Here is a 25,196-nt window from a genome sequence, read left to right as displayed (position 1 = left end):
CGGCTCATGCGCGCCGCGGCACGCCGCCGGCATTCATGCCGCCGTCGATGATGAGTTCGCTGCCGGTGACGTAGCGCGAGGCATCGGAGGCCAGATACAGCACGCCAGAAGCGATCTCCGCAGCCTGGCCGGCACGGCCGAGCGGCGTGACGACCTTGGCGCGCTCTTCTGGATCGATCGGCGCGTTCTGGCCGGCACCGGTCGCGCCGGTCGGGATCTTGCCCCAGATCGGCGTGTCGATGATGCCGGGATGCACCGAGTTGACGCGGATGCCGTCGCCAGCGGCCGCGCATTCCATCGCGATCGATTTCGCAAACAGCCGCACTCCGCCCTTGGTGGCCGAATAGGCCGACAGCCCGGGGGCACCGCGCAGGCCCGCCAGTGAAGACATCATCACGATCGAGCCGCCGCCGGTCTTGCGCATCAAGGGCAGGCAATGCTTAACAGAGAGGAACACGCCATCGAGGTTGATGGCGTTCTGCTTGCGCCAGTCGGCCAGCGTCATGTCGACGATGGAGGGCACGGAGATGCCGATGCCGGCATTGGAGACCATGATGTCCAGCCGGCCGTAGCGCTTTGCGACCTCGGTGACGACCTCGATCCAGCGTTCCTCGCTGGTGACATCCTGCGCCAGGAAGATCGCCTTGCCGCCGGCTCTTGTAATCCGGTTGGCAAGCTCTGGGCCGCGCAGCTCGTCGATGTCTGTCGCAATGACGGTGGCGCCCTCGCGCGCGAACAGCTCGACGATGGCCTCGCCAATGCCGGAGGCGCCGCCCGTCACCAGCGCGACCTTGCCCTCAACCTGCCCTGCCATGTTCACTCCCTTTTTTGTTGTTTGAGCGATCTATTTTTTTGTTGTTTGAGCGATCTATTTTTTCGCATAATCTTGCCGAAAACCGCGTCGCACTGTGCGCTCACGAGGCCTTTCGGGTCCGGCTCGCGCGCTATCTAATCACGGATGGCCCCTGGTCCGGTAGCGCGACGTCGACGACGCGGAATTGCACACGCTCGACGCCCTGGTAGCGATCGACCGACAAAGATCCCGCGACATGCAATTGCTGACCACGGTTGGCGAGCAGCGCATTGCCGAGCTTCTGGCCGACCGAACGGAACGCGATGCCGTTGACGATGGCGCCGTCACCGGACTTGAAGCGCAGCCTCAAGTGCGCCTGGCCGACCTCATCGGCATAGACGAGCTGATGCGCCGGCAGGGCCAGCACGACTTCCGGATTGCCGCTGCCGAACGGGCCGGCGCGATTGAGAGTCGTCGCAAGCTCCGGCGCCACTGCGCGCGCGGAGACTGCGCCGTCGACATAGAGCTCGTTGACGTGCCGCGCCTCCGCGACGTCGCGCGCCAGCGCGCTCTCCAGATAGGCGCGGAATTCGGCGAGCTTCTCCCTGCGCAGCGTGACGCCCGCAGCCATCGCGTGGCCGCCGCCCTTGAGCAGAATGCCGTCAGTAACCGCTTGCCGCACCGCCTTGCCGAGATCGACGCCGGCGATCGAGCGGCCCGAGCCGGTGCCGATGCCGCCGGGCTCGAGCGCGATGGCAAAAGCAGGCCGGGAAAACTTCTCCTTCAGGCGTGAGGCGACGAGGCCGACGACGCCGGGATGCCAGCCTTCGGAGGCCGTGACGATGACGCCGAGCTTGTCTTCCAGCCCGATCGAGGCAAGCGCCTCGGCTTCCGCCTGCGCTTCGGCCGCCTGCTCGATGACGCGGCGCTCACTGTTGAGGCGGTCGAGCTCGGCGGCGATGCGTGCGGCCTCGACGCTGTCACCTTCGAGCAAAAGGCGCACGCCGAGATCGGCCCGACCGATCCGACCGCCGGCATTGACGCGCGGCCCCAGCATGAAGCCGAGATGCCAGGCCTCCGGCGGACCATTGAGCCGCGCCACGTCCATCAGCGCGGTATGACCGACATGGTCGCGCCGCCGCATCGCGATCAGCCCTTTTGCGACGAAGGCGCGGTTGAGCCCGATCAGCGGCGCAACGTCGGCGACGGTGCCGAGTGCGACGTGATGCAGCATGCCGAGCAGATCGGGCTCAGGCATCTCGGCGCCCCAGAAACCGCGCTGGCGCAGCTCGCGATTGACGGCGACCAGCGTCACCAGCACGAGGCCGACGGCGGCGAGATGTCCGAGGCCCGAGAGATCGTCGGGGCGGTTCGGATTGACCAGCGCATCGACCTCGGGGAGATCGAGGCCGCATTGGTGGTGGTCGATCACGACAACGGACATGCCGAGGCGCTTCGCCTCGGCCAAGGGCTCGATACTGGTGGTGCCACAATCGACGGTGACGAGCAGCGTGGCGCCCTTTGCCGCCAGCGCGCGCACCGCTTCGGTGTTGGGGCCGTACCCCTCAAAGATCCGGTCCGGAATGTGGATCAGCGGATCGAGCCCGCAATGGCGCAGATGCCAGGCCAGCAGCGCCGCCGAAGTGGCGCCGTCGACGTCGTAATCGCCGAAGATCGCGACCCTTTCGCCCTTCCCCGCGGCATCCGCGATCCGCTGCGCGGCAGCTTCCATCTCCGTCACCGTGAACGGGTCCGGCAGCAGTTTTCGGATGGTCGGATCGAGGAAGTCCGGCACGGTGTCGATATCGACGCCGCGGCCGGCCAGCACCCGCGCCAGCAGTTCCGGCAATTGGTGACGTTGCACGATCGCAAGAGCCTTGGCCGCGCCGCGCGCGTCGAGCCGGTCGCGCCAGAGCTTGTCGGTGAGCGAGCGCGTCACCCCCAGGAACGCCTGGGGCGCTTCGACAGGCAAGGCAGTTGCGGGCGGGGTCATGAATGTTGATTGATTGAGGAGCCCGGACGGGTGGCAGCAGATTTGTCGGCAGGAACGATTGGCCCGGAATCGCTCCAGATATGCAATGCCTGCGCCGCACAAAGCGGTGGATTGCCTTTTTGCGGCGCGGAACTGACTATCATTTGGGCATTCCAGGGAACCGCAAATTAAGCGGGCGTTAGGTGGAGTCCTCGAAGAAGATTCCCATTCGATCTGTAATTTTTTCCGGGTTCATTGCAGGTCAGACCTCATTGCCAAGGGAAGCTCCCCGATGTCTGCTGCGCTGGGTCTGAAAGCCAAGCCGATCACCGCCACCGAACCCGCCGATAATGATTCCGACATCTCCGTGCTGATCAACCGCCTGACTGCGGAGGTCAACCAGATCGCGGTCGACAAGACCAAGGCGATCCAGCAAATCACCAATCAGATGAAGATGCTGGCGCTGAACGCGCTGATCGAGAGCTCGCGCGCCGGTGCGCAGGGCGCGGGCTTTGCGGTCGTGGCGCAGGAGGTGCGTGGCGTCGGCCAGCAGGTCGAGACCATCGCCCGCGAGTTCGAGACACAGTTGACCAAACGAACCGGCGACCTCGTCGCCTCGATCGACCGCATGAGCCAGCGCTCGCGCGGCGAGCGCATGGTCGATCTGTCGCTCAACGCTATCGAGCTGATCGACCGCAACCTCTATGAGCGCACCTGCGACGTGCGTTGGTGGGCGACCGACTCCGCCGTGGTCGATTGCGCGGCCTCGCCGGCCGCGGCAGCTGTAAACCACGCCTCGCAGCGCCTCGGCGTGATCCTCGGGGCCTACACCGTCTACCTCGACCTCTGGCTTTGCGATCTCGACGGCAACGTCATCGCCAATGGCCGCGCCGACCGCTTTCGCGTCGTCGGCCAGAACGTCGCCCACACCAAATGGTTTCGCGAGGCGCAATCCTTGCGCTCCGGCGACGACTATGTCGCCGGTGACGTCGAGAACCAGCCGCTGCTCGGCAACGCCCAGGTCGCGACCTATTGCGCCAGCGTCCGCAGCGGCGGCCAGGCCAACGGGGGGCCGATCGGCGTGCTCGCCATTCATTTCGACTGGGAGGCGCAGGCCCGCGCCATCGTCAAGGGCGTGCGCGTCGGCGACAGCGACAAGGCCCGCGTACTGCTGGTCGATTCGAACCTTCGCGTGATTGCCGCCTCCGACGGCCAGGGCATCCTCAGCGAGCGCATCTCGATCGCGCTGAACGGCCAGCGCTCCGGCTTCTACCACGACCGCACCGGTGCGCTGGTCGCCTTCCATGCCACCCCGGGCTATGAGACCTATCGTGGGCTCGGCTGGTACGGCGTGATCATCTGCGGGGCGTGAGGCGCCCCGCAAAGGCGGCGAATAGCCCCTTTTATCAAAACTCGCGAAAACAACCCCATGCACAGTAGCCAAAGGGCTGTCTTCCCTAATAGTTTTTGCACTCGCCAAAACTCTTTGACACGTCGGGCAAAACAGGAGCAATCTGTGACGATCGCCAAGGGTGCCAACACGGCATATTTGTCCTTGTCCGACAGCGGCCGTCTCAGGAACATTTCGTTGGACGCGGCGATCTAGTACACACCGAACGCAACGGCAGTCTCGACACGATCCTTGCTCCAGTTCCCGTCTTGGGAAACAATGCTGGGCAAAGTACGAGCCTCGCTCTGGGCTCTCAGGCTTCTTCTGGCAGGGGGACGAGCTTGAGCGAACAAATGCATGCGGCAGCGCCTCATCATCTGCCATTCTTCGTGCCTGGACCTGATGGATCGGACGCCCTGATGGTCGTCATGGCCATCTTCCTCATCGTCGTCGTGTTGTGGGTGGGCACGCTCTATTGGAAGCTGCACAGCCTTCCGGAGCGCATGGCGCACCGATCGCAGAAGCTGCAATTCGAGATCGTCGCCGTGCTCGGCCTCATCTCGCTGTTCACGCACATGCACATCTTCTGGATCGCGGGCCTCCTGCTCGCGATGATCGACCTGCCGGACTTCTCGACGCCGCTGCGCACCATCGCCGGCTCGGTGGAGCGGATCGCCGATGCAGCGCCGCAGACGTCGCAATCAGCATCCGAAACCGAGCTGACCGGCAATTCCGGCACGAAGAGTGCGTCGAACGAGGGAGTCCAAGGTCATGCTTGAGCTCCTGCTCTGCTCGCTCGTGACGATCCTTCCGGACTACCTCTATCGGCGCTATCGGCAAGGTAAGCGGTTCGGCAAGGAGATCACCCTCTACTCGGTCTGGTTTGAGCTGAGGTGGGGCATTACCGGCTGCCTGATGCTGACCGTCGCGCTGATCACCATGATCTTCTACTATCATCCCTCGACCACGTCCGCGGCGCTCTACTTCCGCACCGTGCCGATCCTGCCCGAAGTGGCCGGCCGCGTCGCCGAAGTGAACGTCGATTACAGCGCGCCTGTGAAGAAGGGCGACGTCCTCTTCCGGCTGGACAGCGCCAAGCAGCAGGCGGCGCTCGAGACGACAAAACGAAAGGTCGCCGAGATCGATGCCTCGCTGATCAGCGCGCGGGCCGATGTGGTCAAGGCGGAAGCCCAGATCGCAGAAGCGAGGGCGGCCTGGCAGCAAGCGAGGGACGAGCTCGACACCAAGAGCGAATTGCAGCGGCGCAATCCTGGGATCGTGCCGCAGCGTGACATCGAGAAACTCCAGGTCGCCGTCGATCAGCGGCAGGCGGGCATCGATTCCGCCAGTGCCGCCAGGGAGGCTTCGGCGCTGCGGATCTCAACGCTTCTGCCGGCTGAGAAGGCGAGCGCAGAGGCCGCGATGGCAGAGGCGCAGGTGGACCTCGACAAGACTTCCATTCGGGCGGGGGTCGATGGGCGAGTGGAGCAATTCCTTCTGCGCACTGGCGATGTCGTCAATCAGATGATGCGGCCCGCCGGCCTCTTGATCCCAGAGGGCGCGGGCCGGCGCGTATTGCAGGCTGGCTTCGGCCAGATTGAAGCCCAGGTCATACGACCCGGCATGCTCGCAGAAGCGACTTGCATCTCGAAGCCCTGGGTCATCATTCCGCTCGTCATCACGGGCGTTCAGGACTATATCGCCGCCGGTCAATTCCGCTCGGGCGAACAGCTCATCGATCCGCAAAATCTTCGGCAGCCGGGCACGATCCTGGCATTTTTGGAACCGCTCTATAAGGGCGGGCTCGAGGGCGTCACGCCAGGCTCGACCTGCATCGTCAATGCCTATACGAGCAACCACGATGCGATTGCAGACCCAAAGACCGGCGCGCTCAAGGGATCTGCTCTGCATGTCGTCGATGCCACGGGGCTTGTACATGCCCTTCTGTTGCGCATTCAAGCGCTGCTGTTGCCGGTGAAGACGCTGGTGCTGAGCGGCCACTGATCTCCGAGATTTAAGGGAATGCTCCCAGACGAATTGTGTCGTATCGTAACGATCTCTCTGGAGCATTTTTCGGCAAGTCAGGCGCGTTCCAGGCAAGGGCCTGCCGATTGCTCCGATAGAACAGGCGTTGGATCGTGATGCACGTAAGCGCGAGAGCAGGAATTGGCCTTTTTCCCGCGCTCCGAAACACCGAGGAGACGTGCCATGAAGATCGTCGTGATCGGCGGGACCGGATTGATCGGATCTAAACTGGTGGCGAAGCTCAAGCAGCAGGGCCACGAGGCGGTGGCAGCCTCGCCAAGATCAGGCGTGAACGCCGTGACCGGGGAAGGTCTCGCTGCGGTGCTGGCCGGCGCCGATGTTGTCGTCGACGTCGCCAACGCGCCGTCCTGGGAGCCGACCGCCGTGCTCGATTTCTTCCAGCGTTCGAGCAAGAATCTCGTCGCGGCAGAAGCCGCAGCGGCCGTGAAACATCATGTGGCGCTCTCCATCGTCGGCACCGAGCGGTCGCCCGACAACGCCTATTTCCGTGCCAAGCTCGCCCAGGAGACCGTCATCAAATCCTCTTCGGTCCCCTACTCGATCGTGCGCGCCACCCAGTTCTTTGAATTCCTCGGCGCCATTGCCGAAACGGCTGTGACGGGCGGCAGGATTGTCGTTCCATCGGCGCAGTTTCAACCGATCGCGTCCGACGATGTGGTCGATTGTCTCGCGGAGATCGCAACGGGCCGGCCGCTCAACGGCACGATCGACATTGCTGGACCCGAGAAGGCCCCCTTCAATGAATTCATCGCGCGGCGCCTGAAGGCGTCCGGCGATGTCCGACCTGTGGTGGGAGACCCAAAGGCGCCCTATTACGGCGCTCTCATTGACGACACATCGCTGAATCCGCTTGGCGAGGCGCGGCTCGGGAAAACACCGCTCGCAACATGGCTCGCGAGTCTCTGAAGCTCCGTCAGCCTCAATCACGACGGAAATGACAATGAAGGGAATCCCATGCGCAGATTGCTGATCGCAACGGCGGTTTACGCCGCGTCTTTCCTGACGGCCCATGCAGCCGAGACGGCAGCACCATTGGCCAAAGTAACCGTGGTGTTCGACCAGGCCCTGCCCAACGTCCCCGGCAAGAGCATGAAGGGCGTGCTGGTCGAATATGGTCCGGGAGGCTCCTCACCGGCGCACATGCACCCGCGCTCCGCGTTTATCTATGCGACCATCCTGGAAGGAGCAATCCGCAGTCAAGTCAATGACGAGCCCGCGAAGGTCTATCGCAAGGGAGAGAATTTTTTCGAGAAACCCGGCGACCGCCACGCCATAAGCGCGAATGCCAGCGATTCCGAGCCTGCGAAGCTGCTGGCCGTCTTCGTCGTGGATACAGCAGACAAGGAGCTCGTGACGCCTATCGCGAAGTAACGCCCCGGGGCAGCAGGCGAGACGCCGCGTCAACCGGAGCCCGTCGCGCCTATCGAATTCTCAAGCCGCGGCGGCAACCAGCTTGCTGTACTCGCCTTCGTACTCTCGCGCCATCCGGCGCGCCGAGAAACGCTCCTCGAACCGTGCGCGCACCTGCCTTCGATCCAACTTGCCCACCTCGCCGACCGCCTGAACGGCTTGCTCCTCGTTCTCGACGATGAGACCAGTCAGGCCGTGCTCGATGACCTCAGGGACGGCGCCTGAGCGGTAGGCGATCACGGGAGTTCCGCAGGCCATTGCTTCGATCATGACCAGCCCGAAGGGCTCCGGCCAATCGATCGGGAACAACAGAGCGGCGGCTCGACCAAGGAACTGCTGTTTTCTGTCATTATCGACTTCGCCGACAAGCTTGATCTTCTCGTCGTCAATATGGGGCTCGACATGTTTCTTGAAATAGGCGGTCTCGGCGCGCGGGATCTTCGCGGCGATGCGCAGGGGCATACGGGTTTGATGCGCGATGCGGATGGCCTCCTCCGGACCTTTGTCTTTCGTCAGGCGGCCAAGAAATGCAAGGTAGGATCCCTGCTCGTAGCATGGGCGAAGCAGGTCGGACGGCATCCCGTGCTGGATCGTTCTAATCCATTTCGCATTTTGAAGCGGCAGGCGCTGACGGTCGGAAATCGACACGAGCGCTGCTTCGGGGAATTGCCGAACCACGTCGGGCAACCCAGGCAAGTCGAGGCGGCCGTGCATGGTCGTCAGGAACGGCACGCCCAGGCGACTGAGCAACGGCAGATGCAGCCAATCGATATGCGCGTGGATCACATCGAAATCCCTCGCTCGCTTCGCGATCGCTTCCAGCAGCATCGCGCAAGCTGCACTCGGATCGGCGCCCTTCCGCCCGAGACGCAACGCACGGGACCAAACCGGATAGAGTCTGCCGGCCGTCCGGGAATCGCCGCTCGCAAACAGCGTGACGTCGTGGCCGAGCTGCACCAGCTCATCCACCAGCCAAGCTACTACCCGCTCGGTGCCGCCGTAGAGCTTCGGAGGAACGCTTTCGGCCAGGGGAGCGAGCTGAGCGATACGCATGTGCTAAACTGCCAAGCGCACGATCAGCACGATCAATGCCGCCAGAAGGTTCGAAATCGCGAGCAAGGTCCAATTCGGCCTTGCGGTCGCGGCCGCCAGGCAGCAGGCCAGTTCCTCCACCAGCCCTAGCATTCGTCATCGTGAAGCCGCTCGAGATAGGCAAGGCCAGATGCCGTAAGGTCCTGGGCATCACCGCCACTCTCGCGCGCTTCCCGCCTCCCTTGTAGATGACGCTCGAGCAGACAGCGACGACCATCCGCGGCATCGACGTGACGATGCCGGGCGCGGTAGACGGACCAAGCAGTATCCACGGCCGTTCGTAGCGGGTCGTAGTCGACCATGTTCCAGCTCCCAGATGGAGACGTTCATGGGACGCAACTCATTACCACGCCGGAAGTTTCCACTTTTTCCCGAAACTCGCAGGCTTTGCGCGTACGAACTTCATGAGCGGGCTCCCCTGGCGCGCGCCATCAGGCGGCGCGACGCGCGGCCATCTCCGATGCGAGCAGCACAGCGGCGCGGCTAGCGCCAACCGATGCGATGCCCTGCCCGGCGATATCATAGGCGGTGCCGTGCGCGGGCGTGCAGATCGGGAAAGGGAAACCACCGAGCAAGGTGACACCGCGATCAAAACCCATCAGCTTCATCGCGATCTGACCTTGGTCGTGATACATCGTCAGCACCGCATCGAAGGCACCGCCCTTGGCGCGCAGGAACACCGTGTCGGCGGGGAACGGTCCCTCCGCGGCGATACCCTCGCGCTGGGCGGCCGCGACTACGGGCGAGATGATGTCAATTTCCTCACGGCCGAAATTGCCGCCGTCGCCGGCATGCGGATTGAGACCAGCGACCGCGATGCGGGGCCGCGCGAAACCGGCATTGCGCATACAGGAATCGGTCAGCTTGAGCGCGCGATGGATGCGCTCGCTGGACAGCTTTGCAGCGACGTCCTTGAGAGGGATATGGGAGGTGACCCGCGCGTTCCAGAGCCGGTCCAGCACGTTGAACTCGCTTGCCGCGGTCTTGAGCCCGACCACCTCGGCGGAGAACGCGATCTCGTCGTCGTATTCGGCGCGGGCAAGGCGCATCGCCTGCTTGTTGAAGGGGGTAAAGCAGACGGCATCGACACTTCCGTCACGGCCGAGTTCGAGCGCGTGCCGATAATTGGTCAGCGCGAATTTTCCGCCGGCAAGCGTCGCGGTCTTCGGCTCGACCTCCCTGGGGTCGAGGTGGCGGAGATCGACAAACAGCGTCTCGCCCTGCGCCGCGCCAAGGTCGGCGCCCTGCTCTACCATGGTCAGCTCCGACTTCACGCCGGCGACGCGCGCGCCTTCGTCGAAGATGCGGCGGTCACCGATGACGACGATCCGGCTGCGGGCGCGGACGTCATCCTGCACCGCGAGCTTCGCCGTCAGCTCCGGGCTGATGCCGGCGGGATCTCCCATTGCCAATGCAATGAGCGGCTTTGCGGTCATATGATCACCTTTTCCTCAGCTGTCGTCCGATCGGTAGACGGCGCGGGTTTGCGCCAGAGCCGCGTGAGCTGCAGCACGAGCGGAAGCAGCAACAATGCGATGCCGGCAACGATCAGGCATGTCACCAGCTTGTTTGCAAAGAATATCCCGAGCGATCCCTTGGAGATCAACATCGACTGCCGGAACGCGTCCTCGGCCTTGTCGCCGATGACGATCGCGAGCACGAGCGGCGCCAGCGGATAGAACAGCTTCTTGAAGAGATAGCCGACGATCCCGAAGCCAAGCATCATGACGACGTCGAGATAGGAGTTCGACACCGAATAGGCGCCGACGACGCAGATGATCACGATCAGGGGCGCGATCACCACAAACGGAATCCGCATCAAGGCCGCGAAGACCGGAACGGTGAGCAGCACCAGCGCGACGGCGACGATGTTGCCGACATACATCGAGGCGATCAGGCCCCAGACGAAATCCTTACTGTCGACGAACAGCATCGGCCCGGGATTGAGGCCCCAGATCATCAGCCCGCCCATCATGACCGCCGCGGTCGCCGAGCCGGGAATGCCTAGCGAGAGCATCGGCAGCAGCGCGCTGGTGCCGGCGGCATGGTCGGCCGTCTCCGGCGAGATGATGCCTTCGACCTCGCCGGTGCCGAAATATCGGCCGCGGCGCGAGAAGCGGCGCGCGATGCCGTAGCTCATGAAGGAGGCCGCGGTCGGGCCGCCCGGCGTAATCCCCATCCAGCATCCGATCGCGGCGCTGCGCAACAGGGCAATACCATGCCGCGGCAGGCGGCCGACCGCGCGGAACACCTCACGCCAGTCGATCTTCGAGGAGACCGCGCGCGCGTGAAACTCCTCTTCGACTGCAACCAAGAGCTCGCCGATGCCGAACAGACCCATCACGGCGACGACGAAGCTCACGCCCTTGACGAGTTCATCGACCCCCATGGTGAGGCGCACGCTGCCGGACACCGTGTCGATGCCGATGGCAGCGATCGCAAAGCCGATCGCCAGCGCCACGACGGTCTTGATCGGCGCCGCACCGCCCATGCCGACGAAGCTGGCAAAGGCCAGGAAATAGACCGCAAAATACTCGGCCGGCCCGAACGCGAGCGCAACCTGGGCCACCCAGGATGCAAGGAAGGTGATCAGGATGACGCCGATCAGCGCGCCGAACGCCGCCGAACCGAAGGCGGTGGCGAGCGCCGTCGTTGGCCGGCCGTCGCGCGCCATCGGGTAGCCGTCGAACGTGGTCGCGACCGAGGACGGCTCGCCGGGAATGTTGAACAGGATCGAGGTCACGGAGCCGCCGAACAGCGCCCCCCAATACATGCTGGAGAGCAGGATGATGGCCGAGACCGGCTGCATACCGAAGGTCATCGGCAAAAGCAGCGATACTCCGTTTGGCGCGCCCAGCCCCGGCAGCACGCCGACGAGAATGCCGAGCAGCACGCCGATTACCATGAGCAGCAGATGTGGCGCGGTGACCGCGATGGTGAAGCCGTGCAGGAGCTCTGCGAGATTATCCATCGGACCTCTCCATCAGAACCCGAACGCGGCGGCGAGCGCGCCATGCGGCAGGCTGACCTGGAACATGCGCTCGAACACGACGTAGAGCGCGAGTGCCGTCGCCCCCGCCATCGCGAGCGCACGCGGCACGGATTGATACTTGGGGATCGCCAGCACTGCGAAAACGTACAATGCTGAAGCGACGTACATCCCGGCCAGCGGGATCGCGGCAACAAAAATCGCAGCCGGCACGAACAGGCCGGCGAGCCTGCGCAGCTCGAGGGACGTGATGGCGATGGGGACATTTGCCAGTGTCGCGGCCGGTAGCACGCCCCGCACCAGATTGTAGAGGCTCCCGATCACGATGATGACCCCGGTCAGGAACGGAAACGTGCCGGCGTCCACCCCGGCGCTCGACCAGCCGATGCCGTTGTCGAGGCTGGAGATGACGACTGCCACACCGAAGGTCCCGGTGAGGACTGCGGTCGCAAGTTCAAGCGCGCGGCGGGAGATCATGGTCTGTTACCTCTGAGCTATCCCATGTGACGGCGGTGAGGCCTGCTGAACGAGCTCGGCCTGCATGGTTCGAGACGCCCGCTTTGGCGGGCTCCTCACCATGAGGGTTGGATATCTTGCCACGGCGCGCGACCTCACCCTGCGGGCCCGCCGCAGGCGGGCGTCTCGAAGGATGGCCGCAGGCGACCTGCCCGCCGCCTCACTTGACGAGCCAGCCCTGCTCGCCCGCGACCTGCTTGACGTGCTCGAGGTCCTCCTTGATGAATTTTTCGAACTCGGCGCCGGTCAGGAAGGTGTCGACCTGTGAGGTCTTCTCGATGTAGTCCTTCCATTCCGGCGTTGCCTGCACCTTCTTCATCAGGTCGACATAGAACGCCGCCTGGTCCGGCGTGACCTTGCCGGGCAGCCACACCGTGCGCGGCTGCTCATACTGCCTGATGTCGAGGCCCTGCTCGACGCAGGTCGGAACGTCGCTCCAGCCTTCGGTTGCGGTGACCTTCGGACCCTGCGGCAGCCGTTTCGGGCTGAAAACGCAGAGCGGGCGCTGCGTACCGCCGCGCCATTGCCCGAGGCTCTCGCTGGGATTGTTGACGTGGGAATCGAGATGTCCGCCGGCGAGCTGCACAGCGGTCTCGGCGCCGCTCTTGAAAGGGATGTAGGTCAGCTTGACCTTGCCGGCCTTCTCGATCATGCGCGTCAACACCTCGTCGGTGTCCTTGGATTGCGCGCCGCCCATCTTGAATTCGCCCGATGCGGCCGCCTTCAGATAATCGCCCGCGGTTTTGTAGGGCGCGTCCTGCTTGACCCAGAGCAGGAACTCATCCTGCGCCATCGCCGCGATCGGGGTGAGATCGGTGTAGTTGAAGGCGACCTTGGAGACGAGCGGCTGCTGCCAGGCGTTGGAGGTGCCGAAGATCACCTTGTGGGGATCGCCCGCGGAGGCCTTGCCGTAGACATAACCTTCGGCGCCGCTGCCGCCGCCCTTGTTGACGACGACGATCGGCTGGTCTGTCAGCTTGTACTTGGTGATGATGTTCTGGACCGCGCGCGCGAGATTGTCAGTGCCGCCACCCGGCCCGGCCGTGGCGACGAACTCGATCGGCTTTTGCGGTTGCCAGGCGGCGAGCGCCGGCATCGTGCCGGCGAGCACGATCGCGGCCGCGGGGAGCAGAAGTGTTGACGTCCGACCCATGATGTTCCTCCAGCTGATTTTTGTCTTTTGTTGTTGTCTTATCGACGTCCGCTCAGGCGACGCGTTCCTCGCGACTTGCTGAGGCCAGCACGATTGCGCCTTCTTTTTCGAGCGCTTCGATCTGCTTCTGGTCGAACCCGTGCTCGGCCAGCACCTCACTTGTGTGCTCACCATAGACCGGCGCGCCTGAGCGAACTTTGCCTGGGGTCTCCGAAAACTTGATGGGAAGCCCGATCGTCTTTACGGGGCCGAGCGTGGAGTGCTCGACCTCGACGACCATCTCGCGCGCCAGCGTCTGCGGATCGCTGAGCGCTTCCAGCATGTCGTGCACGGGGCCGCACGGCACGCCCTTCTCGTCCAGCGCCGCAAGCCAATGCGCGCGCGATTTGGTGCGGAAGCGTTCGCTCAAGACGGCTTCCAGCTCCTTCAGATGCGCCATACGGTCGGAGCCGGTGACGAAGCGCGGATCGGCGGCGAGTTCGCTGGCGCCGAGTGCTTCCAGCATCAACAGCCAATGCTTCTTGTTGGCGCCGCCGACGACGAGCCAGCCATCCGAGGCTTCGAACGCCTGATAGGGCGCATTGAGCGGATGGGCCGAGCCCATCGCGCGCGGTGCCGTGCCCGCGGCCAGCGCGATGGTGGACTGCCAATAGGTCTGCACCAGGGCCGCTTCATAGAGCGATGTCTCCACCCACTGTCCTTCGCCGGTCTTGAGACGGTGCGTATAGGCCGCGAGGATGCCCATGCTCGCCAGCAGACCGGCGGTGATGTCGGACAGTGGCGGGCCGCATTTGACGGGCGGACCGTCGGGGCGTTCGCCGGTAAAGCTCATGATGCCGCTCATGGCCTGCGCGACCAGATCGAAGCCGCGGCGGTGCTTGTACGGGCCGGTGCGGCCGAAGCCCGACAGCGAGCAGTAGATCAGCGCGGGAAATTCCGCGTGCAGTGCCTCGTAGCCGAAACCGAGACGCTCCATCGCGCCGGGCGCAAAGTTCTCCACCAGCACGTCGGCGCTCGCGATCAACCGCCGAAGCACCTGCTTGCCACCGTCGGTCTTCAGATCCAGCACGATGCCGCGCTTGTTGCGGTTCATCATCAGGAAGGAGGCCGCCTCATCGCCGATCTTCGGCGGCACCGAATGGCGGGTATCGTCGCCATTGGGCCATTTCTCGATCTTGATGACGTCGGCGCCCATGTCGGCGAGCATCAAGGTGCAGGTCGGCCCGGCCATGACATGGGTGAGATCGATGACCTTGAGACCGGCGAGCGGTCCCGAACGGCGGGAGGTGGATTGCGATCGATCGCTCTGCATGGGCCCGTCCTATTGGCCGCGCCATTGCGGCGCGCGCTTGTTGAGGAAAGCATCGAGCCCTTCGCGAAAATCCTGGCTCGTGTAGCACATCAGGATGAGGTCTTCGCCCTCGTCCCGCGTCAGCCGTCTTTGCAGGCGCGTCACCGCCTGCTTGGTCGCATTCAGCGTCAGCGGCGCATGACTGGCGAGCAGCCGAGCGACCTCGTCAGTGCGCCGATCGAGCGCGGCAAGATCGTCCACGACCTCGCCAAGCAGCCCGATGCTCGCGGCCTCGGTGGCATCGACCAGGCGCGCGGTGAAGATCAGATCCTTGACGCGCGCGGCGCCGATGAGCGCGGCGAGACGGCTGACATTGGACATCGACAGGCAATTGCCGAGCGTGCGGGCGATGGGGAAACCGATCTTGGCGGTCTTGGTGCCGATGCGGAGGTCGCAGGCCGCAGCGATGCCGGCCCCGCCTCCGGTACAGAACCCGTTGATCGCCGCGATCGTCGGCACACGGCACTGCTCCAGCGTTGTGAGCACGCGATCGATGCGGTTCTCGTAATCGATGGCGTCCTGCGGCGTCTTGAATTCGCGGAACTGGTTGATGTCGGTGCCCGAGGCGAACGCCTTGTCGCCAGCCCCGCGCAGCACCAGCACCTTGATCGCAGGGTCGCGGTCAGCCTCCTCGCAAATCGCAGCGAGCCGCTCGTACATGGCAAACGTGAAGGCGTTGCGGGCCTGCGGGCGGTTAAAGGTGATCCGCCCGATGCCGTCCTGGCGCTCGAAGACGAGCTCTTGTGCCTCCACTTGCAGGTCCATTCCCCACACCCTTTCTGCTTTTCTACAATTTTGAATGCAAAAATTGGAATTTTCAAGCAGGAACTTGCAATTTTCCGTTTGTAGGCCCATTTTTGCATGCAAATAGAGTTTCAGACCATGCTTCACGAAGAAGTCGTCGGCCGCATTCGCGCCATCCTGCTCGACGGTGAAATCCCGCCAGGGGCGCGCATTCCGGAGCGCGAGCTGTGCGAGCGGCTGGAGATCTCGCGCACGCCGCTGCGCGAGGCGCTCAAGGTGCTGGCCGCCGAAGGCCTCGTGCAGCTGCTGCCGCATCGCGGCTCGCGCGCGGCGAAGCTGACCGACCAGGACATGCGCGACCTGTTCGAGGTCTGCCAGGGCCTCGAAGCCCTTGCCGGCGAGCTTGCCTGCGAGCGCATCACGGACGCCGAGATCGACGCGATCGCCACCGCGCATGCGGACATGGTGCAGCATTATCGCGAGGGTGACCTGATCCAGTACTATCGCGGCAACCGCGCAATTCACGAAGCCATCGTCAACGCGGCCGGAAACCCGGTGCTCGCGAGCCTTTACACCTCGGTGACAGCGCGGATCCGCCGCGCGCGCTACGTCACGCCGATGACGCCGCAGCGCTGGGCGCTCGCCGTCAAGGAGCACGAGGCAATCCTCAATGCGCTCCAGCGCCGCGACGGCGCCGGCCTCGCCCACATCCTGCGTGCGCATCTGCGCCATAAGCGCGAAGAGGTCTTACAGGCCGGCTTTGCCGAAACGGACGGCAATGACCTCACGCTGAGAATTGCGTAAGGCGCAATTCCGCGGGGCTTTGTTTTTGCGGAACGTGCTCCGCACGCCGTGTCCCTGCCCGGCATGCATCCGCGGACCAATTCCACTTGCTAGCTCATCGCAACCGGCGCAGCATGCCTTCCGCCGACCTCCGGCCTCATGGTCGACCGGGGCCGGTCACACCGCGCCAACAATCGCGCAGGTCAAAAAAGCGGAGGAAACGCATGACAATCGATGTCTCACGTCGATCCCTTCTCGCACTCGGGGCCGGCCTTGGCGCCAGCGCGCTGCTCGGCAGCAGCGCGATGGCCCGGGCACCCAAGCTCGGCACCCAGACGCCCTACTGGCATCGCTTCATTCTCGGCGATGCCGAGGTGACCGTCGTATCCGATGGGCCGCTGCCGCTCGGCGATCCCTCCGGGACCTTCACCGGCGTTCCCAAGGAAGAGGTCAAGAAGATGCTGGCCGACAATTTCCTGTCGCCGGACAATGTCGTGCTCGAGCAGAACTCGCCGATCGTGAACACCGGCGACAAGCTCATCCTGTTCGATACCGGCATGGGCAGCTCAAAAATGTTCGGCGCCAGCACCGGACGGCAGCAGAAGAGCATGACCGAGGCCGGAATCAAGCCGGAGGACATCGACGCCGTGGTGTGCTCGCACGCCCATATCGACCACATCGGGGGCATCGTGGACGAGGGCGGCAAACCGTTGTTTCCGAACGCGCAGGTCTACATCTCCCAGTCCGATTTCGACTTCTGGACCGATGAGGGCAAGCTCGGCAGCCCGGCCAAGGACTTCGTCCTCCACGCCCGCAAGAACCTGCTGCCGGTCCGCGACCGCATCGTGTTTTTCAAGGACGGCCAGGAATTTTTGCCGGGCGTGCAGGCGGTCGCCGCGCCCGGTCACACTGTCGGCCACACCATCTTCATGGTCTCCTCGGCGGGCAAATCGTTCGCCTTCCTCGGCGATCTCTCGCACCATTCGGTGCTGCTGCTGGAGCGGCCGAGGATGGAGTTCTCCTACGACACCGACCCGAAGCAGGCGGCAGACTCGCGCGTCAAGCTGCTGACGATGCTTGCGGCAAACAAGACCCCCGTGATGTCCTATCACTTCGCCTGGCCGGGCTACGGCCATGTCGCCAAGACAGGCGAAGGCTTCCACTACTATCCGGAGCCGATGAAGATGACCTTGTAGTTTCGAAATCAGGTCCGGGCGGCGCGCGCTGCCCGGACCGGCGTTGCCGCGTACAAGCTATCAAGAACGTCGCTAGCACCCGAGCTTGTCGGCGATCCCGCCAAAATCCTTTGCGACGATGTCCCAATTGCCGGTCGCCTCGAAGTCGACCTTCTGCAACGGTCCGTACTCGGTCGGCCGCGCCACGAACGCGGTCTTCAATCCGTTCTTCTGCGCAGCCGCAAGATCGCCATTGTGGGCCGCGACCATCATCACCTTTTGCGGCTTGAGGCAGAGCAGGCGCGCGGCGCCGAGATAGGTCTCGGGATCAGGCTTGTAGTGCTCGAACAGCTCGGCGGACATGATGAGGTCCCAGGGCAGCCCTGCAAACTTCGCCATGTTGGTGAGCAGGGCGACATTGCCGTTCGACAGCGGCGAGATCACGAATTTGGTCTTCAGCCGGGTCAGACCGCCGACGCTGTCGGGCCAGGGATGCAGGCGGTGCCAGCCTTTGGTGAGATAGTCGAGATCGGCTTCGGTGAGGCCCTTGATCGAGAATTGATCGACCAGCTTTTCCAGCGAGCGGCGGTGCAGATCGTCGAGCATGACGTAGCCGCGCTCGGGATGTTTGCGCACGTCGTCCATCGAGGCCATGTACATGCCGCGCCAGCCATCGACGAGCGCGGTCCAATCAGCGCTGATGCCGCGCTGCTTGCCCCACCACATGAAATCGGTGATCAGGCTGGTGCGCCAGTCCACGACGGTACCGAACACGTCGAAGACGAGGGCTTTGACGGCGGAGAGATCGGACATGGCGCTTCCCCTCTTTTTCTTATCGTCATTCCGGGGCGATGCGCAGCATCGAACCCGGAACCCATTGCGCGTCGGAGACTGTCGCCCGATGGATTCCGGGCTCGCGGGCCGCGCGTTGCGCGGTCCCGTCGCCCCGGAACGACGACAGTGGTGTTGCCTGGATCAATCCAGATGGAACTTGGCCAGCTCGCGGTGCTCGGCCTTGATGTAGCGCACGGTGCCGGTGACGGAGCGCATCACCACCGTCTCGGTCTCGATCACGCCGTCCTTGCGGAATTTGACGCCCGAGAGCAGCGAGCCCGTGGTGACGCCGGTGGCGGCAAACAGGCAGTCGCCGCGCGCCATGTCCTCGATGCCGTAGATCATCTTGGGATCGTTGACGCCCATCTTGGCGGCGCGCTCGCGCTTCTCTTCGGAGTCGAGGATGAGGCGGCACTGCATCTGACCGCCGATGCAGCGCAGCGCCACGGCGGCGAGCACGCCTTCCGGCGCACCGCCGGTGCCGAGATACATGTCGACGCCGGTGTTGTCGGGGTCGGCGCAATGGATCACGCCGGCGACGTCGCCGTCGGTGATCAGGCGCACGGCGGCGCCGGTCGAACGCACGCTCGCAATGATGTCGGCATGGCGCGGACGATCGAGCACGAGAACGGTGATGCCATCAGGCTTGACGCCCTTGGCCTTGGCGAGGCGGCGGACGTTATCAGCCGGCGAGGCATCGAGATCGACGACGCCCTTGTCGTAGCCGGGTCCGATCGCGAGCTTCTGCATGTAGACGTCGGGGGCATGCAGCAGCGTGCCGCCGTCGGCCATCGCCATTGTGGCGATCGAGCCCGGCATGTTCTTGGCGCATAGCGTGGTGCCTTCGAGCGGATCGACCGCGATATCGACCTGGGGACCGGCATTCATGCCGACCTTCTCGCCGATGAAGAGCATCGGTGCCTCGTCACGTTCACCTTCGCCGATCACGATAGTGCCTTCGATCGGCAGCTTGTTGAGCTCGCGGCGCATGGCGTCGACAGCAGCCTGGTCAGCCTGCTTCTCGTTGCCGTGCCCGCGCAGCCGCGCCGAGGACACCGCCGCCCGCTCCGTCACCCGCACGATCTCCAGCGTGAGGATGCGCTCGAGCAACGCTTGCGGCGGGACTGAAATATGGGTCGACATCGGCTCACTCCTTCGAAACGGTTTTGGACGGACATCTCCGTCCGCATCAACTCGTAACACCCACAGTTCGTTCGAACCGTGTCAGTTCTTCTCGATCCGGATCACCTGCGGCCTTCCGCTGATCACCTTGTCGCGCTGGACTGCGGCGAGCGCGCGGCGCACGGCGTCCTCATGGGTCGCATAAGTGATCAGGATGACCGGCACGGGGACTGTCTTGCCGTCGCTGGGAGCAGCGCCGCCATTGGGATGACGCTGCACGATCGATTCGATCGAAATCTTCTGTTCTGCAAGCCGCGTGGCGATCGCGGCCGCAGTGCCGGGGAAATCGCGGGCGAGCAGGCGGATGTAATAACCGCCCTCATGCCGCTCCATGGGCGCCTTCTTGGTGTCGCGCAAGTGCGAAATCGGCCGTCCGAACGGATTGGCACGAATGCCGCGCGCAACGTCGGCGATGTCGGCGACAACGGCGGATGCGGTCGCGGCACCGCCTGCGCCGGGGCCGACCAGCGTGATCGGCGGAATCCCCTCGCCATCGATCGTGACCGCATTGGTGACACCCATCACCTGCGCGATCGAGGAGGATTTTGGCACCATGGTCGGATGCACGCGCTGCTCGATGCCCTTGGCGGTGCGAACCGCAACGCCGAGCAGCTTGACGCGGTAGCCGAGATCGGCCGCCGCGCGCAGGTCTTCCGGCGCGATGGATGAGATGCCTTCGACATACACCGCGCTTTGAGCAACTTTCGTGCCGAAGGCCAGGCTGGCCAGAATGGCGAGTTTTTGCGCGGTGTCGTGGCCGTCGACGTCGAAGGACGGATCGGCCTCGGCATAGCCGAGCCGCTGCGCGTCCTTCAGGCATTCGGCAAAGGACAGGCCCTCCTGCTCCATCCGGGTCAGGATGTAATTGCAGGTGCCGTTGAGGATGCCATAGACGCGGTTGACGCCGGTTCCAGCGAGCCCCTCGCGTAACGTCTTGATGACAGGGATAGCGGCGCCGACCGCTGCCTCGAAATTCAGCGCGCCGCCGTGCTTTTCAGCCGCCTTGGCGAGCTTGAGGCCATGCTTGGCGAGCAGCGCCTTGTTGGCGGTGACAACCGACTTGCCGGCATTGAGCGCGGCTTCCACCGCCGACAGCGCGGGATCGCCGGCGCCGCCCATCAGTTCGACGAAGCAATCGACCTCGGCATGGGTGGCAAGCGCCATTGGATCCCTCGCCCATTCGACGCCGCGCAAGTCGACGCCGCGCTTCTTCGCCTTCGAGCGCGCGGTGACGGCAACGACGCGGATGCCCCGGCCGCTGCGTCCCGTGAGCACGCGCGCTTGCGTTTCGATCAAACGGACGACTTCGGCACCCACGGTGCCGAGCCCCGCTATGCCCACTTTCAGGGGTGCGACCATGATAGTTCAGAAAACCTGCAGAAGAGAATTAGCGCCGATTGGCGAGCGGAACCACGTTGTGCAACGTTTCGACGCCGCTTTCAAGGAAGCGGCGCACGCCGCGCGCGGCCTGCCTGATCCGTTGCTCGTTTTCCACCATGGCGATGCGGACATATCCTTCACCATGCTCGCCAAAGCCGACGCCGGGCGAGACCGCGACGCCGGATTTCTCCACCATCAGGGTCGCGAACTGCATGCTGCCGATGCTGCGGAAGGCCTCTGGCAGCGGCACCCAGGCGAACATCGAGGCCTCCGGCGGCGGAATCTCCCAGCCGGCGCGGCCGAACGATTCCACCAGCGCGTCGCGGCGCTTGCGGTAAGTGTCGCGCATCTCCTTGATGCAATCGTCCGGGCCGTTCAATGCGGCGGTCGCCGCGACCTGGACCGGCGTGAACGCGCCGTAATCGAGATAGGATTTGACGCGGGCGAGCGCCGCGATCACGCGCTCATTGCCGACCGCAAAGCCCATGCGCCAGCCGGCCATCGAATAGGTCTTCGACATCGAGGTGAACTCGACGGCGACGTCCATCGCGCCGGGCACCTGGAGCACCGAGGGCGGCGGGTTGCTCTCGTCGAAATAGACTTCGGCATAAGCGAGATCGGACAGGATCAGGATCTCGTGCTTCTTCGCGAACGCGACGAGGTCCTTGTAGAAGTCGAGGCTCGCGACATAGGCCGTCGGGTTCGAGGGGTAGCAGACGACGAGCGCCAGCGGCTTGGGGATCGAATGGATGATCGCCCGCTCGGCCGCCTCGAAGAATTGCGGCGTCGGCTCGGAAGGCACCGAGCGGATCACCCCGCCCGCCATCAAAAAGCCGAAGGCGTGAATCGGATAGCTCGGGTTCGGACAGAGGATGACGTCGCCCGGCGCGGTGATGGCCTGCGCCACGTTGGCAAAGCCTTCCTTGGAGCCGAGCGTCGCGACAACCTGGGTATCGGGATTGAGCTTCACGCCGAAGCGGCGGGCGTAGTAGGCAGCTTGCGCCCGGCGCAGCCCCGGAATGCCGCGTGAGGCCGAGTAGCGGTCGGTGCGCGGCTTGCCAAGAGTCTCCTTGAGCTTCTCAAGCACGTGCGGCGGCGCCGGCAGGTCCGGATTGCCCATGCCGAGGTCGATGATGTCGGCGCCGGCGTTCCGCGCGGCCGCCTTGGCCCGGTTGACCTGTTCGAACACGTAAGGCGGCAGGCGGCGGATGCGGTAAAACTCTTCCATGGCTCTCTGGGCTCCGGGCAACCGGTCAGGACAGAATCGACAGGCCATGACGGCCGTTCGGAAACGCGCCCAGTCCCTTCACGAAAATTACTCGAAATCAAACACTTAGAGCAATCATCGACGATGGCGGCTGAGGTCGTTCGCCCTGACTATTGGCTGAACTGAGGTCTTTTAGCACGGCAAGACGGGGGCGCCAGCGATTACCTTGCACCGCCTCATTTGCTCACTTGGCGTCCTTGGCGGCCAGAGCTTGACGATCGCGCGCCGCGGCAAGCTCGGCCTCGATCTTGGCGCGCTGGTCCGGCGGGATGGTCGCCTGATCGCGATCCGGCGGCAGATCATGCACCGGCAGATAGCTGCCGGGCTCCCTGGGATGCGCCTGCGCATCCGCGGGCGTCATATCCGCGAGCTGGCTTGAGCAGCCGCCCAAGGCAAGCGCCGCGATCAACAGCGCGCCACAGATCGGCAGCGTCTTTTGCAGGTCCCATAACACCAACACTTGGGAAATCCCCTACTCGTCCCGAAGCACGGCCCCCAGGGCAACTTACCCAAGACCGCGCCCAAGCTCAAACCATGGCTGCCCAAAATGGTATGAGCGAGAAAACCACCCGGCGCTACCAAGCCGAGCGGTTGCGGCTCGATTGTGACGGAACCAAGAAAATTTGTCGCGCTGCAACACATCTTCGAGAGTGTTTAACGCCAAACATGCGAGCTTCGCGGTGACGAATACAGAATGAATCGTTACTGTTCTGCGCATGAGTACCGTCACAACCGACACGCCCAAATCCGGCACCCCGTTCGAGACGAAGTTCGATGCCGAAGCTTTCGCGATGAATGTCGCGCGGGCGATGGAGAGCGGTGGCAAGGCGCTCGCTGCCTACCTCAAACCGCGCGAGACCGGCGAGGTGCAGGATCGCCCGCCGCCCGAGCTTGCCGAGATCGTCAGGACCTTCACCTCGGTCGCCGAATACTGGCTGTCGGACACGTCCCGCTCCTCCGATCTCCAGACCAAGCTCGCCAAGGACTATCTCGACCTCTGGGGCTCGGCGGTTCGCCGCATGGCGGGCCAGGACGCCCCGCCCGCGATCACGCCCTCGCCGCGCGACAAGCGCTTTGCCGATCCCGAATGGAAGTCGAACCAGTTCTTCGATTTCGTCATGCAGCTCTATCTGCTCACGACCAAATGGGCGCAGGAGCTGGTGCGCGCTGCCGAAGGGCTCGATCCGCATACCCGCCGCAAGGCCGAGTTCTACGTCCAGCAGGTCACCAACGCGCTGTCGCCGTCCAACTTCGTGCTGACCAATCCGGAGGTGCTGCGCGAGACACTTGCCACGTCCGGCGATAACCTCGCGCGCGGCCTGACGATGTTGGCCGAGGACATCGCGGCCGGCAAAGGCATGTTGAAGATCCGCCAGTCCAATCCGGACAATCTCGTCGTCGGCGTCAACATGGCGACGACGCCGGGCAAGGTGATCTACCAGAACGAAATGATGCAGCTGATCCAGTATGCGCCGACCACCGAGAAAGTGCTACGCACCCCGCTCCTGATCGTGCCGCCCTGGATCAACAAGTTCTACATCCTCGATCTCAAGCCGGAGAAATCCTACATCAAGTGGTGCGTCGACCAGGGCATCACCGTGTTCGTGATCTCATGGGTCAATCCCGACAAGCGGCTCGGCAACAAGGGCTGGGAAGACTACATGAAGGAAGGCCCGCTCGCGGCGATGGACGTGATCGAGAAGATCACCGGCGAGATGAAGGTACACACTGCCGGCTATTGTGTCGGCGGCACGATGCTCGCGACCACGCTGGCCTGGCTCGCCGAGAAACGCCGCCAGCGCGTTGCATCGGCGACGTTCTTCGCGGCCCAGGTCGACTTCACCCATGCCGGCGATCTCCTCGTGTTCGTCGACGAGGAGCAGATCGCAGCCCTCGAGCAGGACATGAAGGCGGCCGGCGTGCTCGAAGGCTCGAAGATGGCGATGGCCTTCAACATGCTGCGCTCCAACGATTTGATCTGGTCCTATGTCGTCAGCAACTATCTGAAGGGCCAGCAGCCGAGTGCTTTCGACCTGTTGCACTGGAATTCGGACGCGACACGGATGACCCAGGCCAACCATTCCTATTATTTGCGCAACTGTTATCTGGAAAATCGGTTCTCGACCGGCACGATGGTGCTCGACAATACCCTGCTCGATCTCTCCAAGGTCAAGGTCCCCGTCTACAATCTCGCCACCCGCGAGGATCACATCGCACCGGCGGAATCGGTGCTGTACGGTTCGCAGTTCTTTGGCGGCCCGGTGAAATACGTGCTGTCGGGCTCGGGCCACATCGCCGGCGTGGTCAATCCGCCGGCCTCGAACAAGTATCAGTACTGGACCAACGACAACATCAAGGACGTCAGCGTCGCCGAGTGGATGAAGGGCGCGGTGGAGCACAAGGGCTCATGGTGGCCGGACTGGCGCCAATGGCTCGGCGAGCTGGATCCGGAGGAGGTCCCGGCGCGTCCGGTCGGCAGCGAGACGTTCCCGCCGATCGAGGATGCGCCCGGCAGCTATGTCAGGGTTCGCGCATAGCGGAATCGTCCGCGCTTTCGTATAGACTCGCTCTCACCACAGCGACGACAGAAGGGACCGGACCATGACGCGCGAATTGTTCTGGCTGACACTGACGGTGATCCTGACCGGAGTGCTCTGGATCCCCTACATCATCAACCGCTGCCAGGTTCGCGGGCTCAGCGGTGCGATGGCCAATCCGTCGCGCAACGACAAGCCGCAGGCGGATTGGGCCAACCGGTTGATGTTCGCGCACGACAACGCGGTCGAAAACCTCGTGATCTTCGCGCCGCTGGTGCTGATCCTCAACGCAATCGACTATTCGACGAAATGGACGGTGCTCGCCTGCGCGGTGTATTTCTGGTCGCGCGTCGCACATATCATTGTCTACGCCATCGGGATCCCGATCTTCCGCACGCTCGCATTCACCGTCGGCTTCCTCGCCCAGGCCGTGCTGGCGCTGGCGATCTTCGGGGTACTTTGACGCGATTTCACTGTCATTGCTGTCGATGTTCAATAATTCGCTGATTGGATCGCGGTGGTCTTGGTAGCGGCGAAGGCCTTGGGAGTTTGTCCTGCCAAGGCCTGATGGGGTCTGTGGTT

At 63.9% G+C, this 25,196-nt stretch carries 24 protein-coding genes; 9 read left to right on the top strand and 15 right to left on the bottom strand.

Annotated elements, in window-relative coordinates; all coding sequences use genetic code 11:
* Positions 1-4: 4 nt before the first annotated feature.
* Together IVB01_RS03170 and recJ are read right to left on the bottom strand one after the other, a co-directional pair.
* On the bottom strand, positions 5-814 hold the full coding sequence (locus IVB01_RS03170) for a glucose 1-dehydrogenase (protein WP_247280984.1): 810 nt from the start codon (positions 812-814) through the stop codon (positions 5-7).
* A gap of 130 nt (positions 815-944) precedes the next feature.
* A complete protein-coding gene (recJ, locus tag IVB01_RS03165) occupies positions 945-2,786 on the bottom strand; it encodes a single-stranded-DNA-specific exonuclease RecJ (protein ID WP_247280983.1) in 1,842 nt (613 codons plus the stop codon).
* 271 nt (positions 2,787-3,057) lie between these two features.
* On the opposite strand from recJ, the gene IVB01_RS03160 reads away from it, so the two are divergent.
* From IVB01_RS03160 to IVB01_RS03140, 5 genes are all read left to right on the top strand, one after another.
* Entirely contained in the window at positions 3,058-4,137 is a 1,080-nt protein-coding gene (locus IVB01_RS03160; RefSeq protein WP_247280982.1) for a methyl-accepting chemotaxis protein, read from the top strand.
* A 359-nt stretch (positions 4,138-4,496) separates the two neighbouring features.
* Complete coding sequence (locus tag IVB01_RS03155; RefSeq protein WP_247280981.1) at positions 4,497-4,934, top strand: hypothetical protein; 438 nt, start codon at positions 4,497-4,499, stop codon at positions 4,932-4,934.
* Positions 4,927-6,159 carry a biotin/lipoyl-binding protein gene (locus IVB01_RS03150; RefSeq protein ID WP_247280980.1) on the top strand — a complete coding sequence of 411 codons (1,233 nt, stop codon included), beginning with the start codon at positions 4,927-4,929 and terminating at the stop codon, positions 6,157-6,159. The genes IVB01_RS03155 and IVB01_RS03150 overlap by 8 nt, the downstream gene beginning before the upstream one ends.
* Before the next feature lie 204 nt (positions 6,160-6,363).
* On the top strand, positions 6,364-7,107 hold the full coding sequence (locus IVB01_RS03145) for an SDR family oxidoreductase (protein ID WP_247280979.1): 744 nt from the start codon (positions 6,364-6,366) through the stop codon (positions 7,105-7,107).
* A 48-nt stretch (positions 7,108-7,155) separates the two neighbouring features.
* Positions 7,156-7,572, top strand: a complete 417-nt coding sequence (locus IVB01_RS03140) for a cupin domain-containing protein (RefSeq protein ID WP_247280978.1) — start codon at positions 7,156-7,158, stop codon at positions 7,570-7,572.
* A gap of 60 nt (positions 7,573-7,632) precedes the next feature.
* Here the strand turns inward: IVB01_RS03140 and IVB01_RS03135 are convergent, their stop codons facing one another.
* The 8 genes from IVB01_RS03135 to IVB01_RS03100 all read right to left on the bottom strand — a co-directional run bounded on the left by IVB01_RS03135 (position 7,633) and on the right by IVB01_RS03100 (position 15,477).
* Positions 7,633-8,664, bottom strand: coding sequence for a glycosyltransferase family 4 protein (locus IVB01_RS03135; protein WP_247280977.1), 1,032 nt, complete (start codon positions 8,662-8,664; stop codon positions 7,633-7,635).
* 125 nt (positions 8,665-8,789) lie between these two features.
* Positions 8,790-9,005 carry a hypothetical protein gene (locus tag IVB01_RS03130; protein ID WP_247280976.1) on the bottom strand — a complete coding sequence of 72 codons (216 nt, stop codon included), beginning with the start codon at positions 9,003-9,005 and terminating at the stop codon, positions 8,790-8,792.
* Between the two features lie 129 nt (positions 9,006-9,134).
* Complete coding sequence (locus IVB01_RS03125) at positions 9,135-10,139, bottom strand: 4-hydroxythreonine-4-phosphate dehydrogenase PdxA (RefSeq protein ID WP_247280975.1); 1,005 nt, start codon at positions 10,137-10,139, stop codon at positions 9,135-9,137.
* Complete coding sequence (locus IVB01_RS03120; protein ID WP_247280974.1) at positions 10,136-11,674, bottom strand: tripartite tricarboxylate transporter permease; 1,539 nt, start codon at positions 11,672-11,674, stop codon at positions 10,136-10,138. The genes IVB01_RS03125 and IVB01_RS03120 overlap by 4 nt, the downstream gene beginning before the upstream one ends.
* A 12-nt stretch (positions 11,675-11,686) precedes the next feature.
* Positions 11,687-12,169 carry a tripartite tricarboxylate transporter TctB family protein gene (locus IVB01_RS03115; protein ID WP_247280973.1) on the bottom strand — a complete coding sequence of 161 codons (483 nt, stop codon included), beginning with the start codon at positions 12,167-12,169 and terminating at the stop codon, positions 11,687-11,689.
* 199 nt (positions 12,170-12,368) lie between these two features.
* Positions 12,369-13,361: a tripartite tricarboxylate transporter substrate-binding protein gene (locus IVB01_RS03110; protein ID WP_247494245.1), complete on the bottom strand. Its 993-nt coding sequence runs from the start codon at positions 13,359-13,361 to the stop codon at positions 12,369-12,371.
* 52 nt (positions 13,362-13,413) lie between these two features.
* Positions 13,414-14,673, bottom strand: a complete 1,260-nt coding sequence (locus IVB01_RS03105; protein ID WP_247280971.1) for a CoA transferase — start codon at positions 14,671-14,673, stop codon at positions 13,414-13,416.
* Positions 14,674-14,682: 9 nt separating this feature from the next.
* Positions 14,683-15,477, bottom strand: a complete 795-nt coding sequence (locus tag IVB01_RS03100) for an enoyl-CoA hydratase/isomerase family protein (RefSeq protein ID WP_247280970.1) — start codon at positions 15,475-15,477, stop codon at positions 14,683-14,685.
* Positions 15,478-15,594: 117 nt separating this feature from the next.
* On the opposite strand from IVB01_RS03100, the gene IVB01_RS03095 reads away from it, so the two are divergent.
* Both IVB01_RS03095 and IVB01_RS03090 read left to right on the top strand, forming a co-directional pair.
* On the top strand, positions 15,595-16,260 hold the full coding sequence (locus IVB01_RS03095) for a GntR family transcriptional regulator (protein WP_247280969.1): 666 nt from the start codon (positions 15,595-15,597) through the stop codon (positions 16,258-16,260).
* A 203-nt stretch (positions 16,261-16,463) separates the two neighbouring features.
* Positions 16,464-17,435: an MBL fold metallo-hydrolase gene (locus tag IVB01_RS03090; RefSeq protein WP_247280968.1), complete on the top strand. Its 972-nt coding sequence runs from the start codon at positions 16,464-16,466 to the stop codon at positions 17,433-17,435.
* Between the two features lie 72 nt (positions 17,436-17,507).
* On the opposite strand, the gene IVB01_RS03085 is transcribed toward IVB01_RS03090, so the two are convergent.
* From IVB01_RS03085 to IVB01_RS03065, 5 genes are all read right to left on the bottom strand, one after another.
* Positions 17,508-18,227, bottom strand: coding sequence for a haloacid dehalogenase type II (locus tag IVB01_RS03085; protein ID WP_247280967.1), 720 nt, complete (start codon positions 18,225-18,227; stop codon positions 17,508-17,510).
* Positions 18,228-18,389: 162 nt separating this feature from the next.
* Positions 18,390-19,391: a class II fructose-bisphosphatase gene (gene glpX / locus IVB01_RS03080; RefSeq protein WP_247280966.1), complete on the bottom strand. Its 1,002-nt coding sequence runs from the start codon at positions 19,389-19,391 to the stop codon at positions 18,390-18,392.
* Positions 19,392-19,472: 81 nt separating this feature from the next.
* The gene (locus tag IVB01_RS03075) at positions 19,473-20,789 is read right to left on the bottom strand and encodes a homoserine dehydrogenase (protein WP_247280965.1); all 1,317 of its coding nucleotides are present in this window, start codon (positions 20,787-20,789) and stop codon (positions 19,473-19,475) included.
* A 28-nt stretch (positions 20,790-20,817) separates the two neighbouring features.
* A complete protein-coding gene (locus IVB01_RS03070) occupies positions 20,818-22,038 on the bottom strand; it encodes an LL-diaminopimelate aminotransferase (RefSeq protein ID WP_247280964.1) in 1,221 nt (406 codons plus the stop codon).
* Between the two features lie 223 nt (positions 22,039-22,261).
* Positions 22,262-22,537 (bottom strand): hypothetical protein, encoded by a 276-nt coding sequence (locus tag IVB01_RS03065; protein ID WP_247280963.1) that lies wholly within the window; start codon positions 22,535-22,537, stop codon positions 22,262-22,264.
* A gap of 256 nt (positions 22,538-22,793) precedes the next feature.
* Here IVB01_RS03065 and phaC point away from each other — a divergent pair, with 256 nt between their 5' ends.
* Together phaC and IVB01_RS03055 are read left to right on the top strand one after the other, a co-directional pair.
* Positions 22,794-24,614, top strand: coding sequence for a class I poly(R)-hydroxyalkanoic acid synthase (gene phaC, locus IVB01_RS03060; protein ID WP_247280962.1), 1,821 nt, complete (start codon positions 22,794-22,796; stop codon positions 24,612-24,614).
* A gap of 64 nt (positions 24,615-24,678) precedes the next feature.
* On the top strand, positions 24,679-25,077 hold the full coding sequence (locus IVB01_RS03055) for an MAPEG family protein (RefSeq protein WP_247280961.1): 399 nt from the start codon (positions 24,679-24,681) through the stop codon (positions 25,075-25,077).
* Positions 25,078-25,196 lie beyond the last annotated feature (119 nt).

This window comes from Bradyrhizobium sp. 164, from assembly GCF_023073715.1.
GTDB lineage: Bacteria > Pseudomonadota > Alphaproteobacteria > Rhizobiales > Xanthobacteraceae > Bradyrhizobium.
Note: the sequence above shows the minus strand (reverse complement) of the source record. Positions and strands in the feature narration are given on the sequence as shown.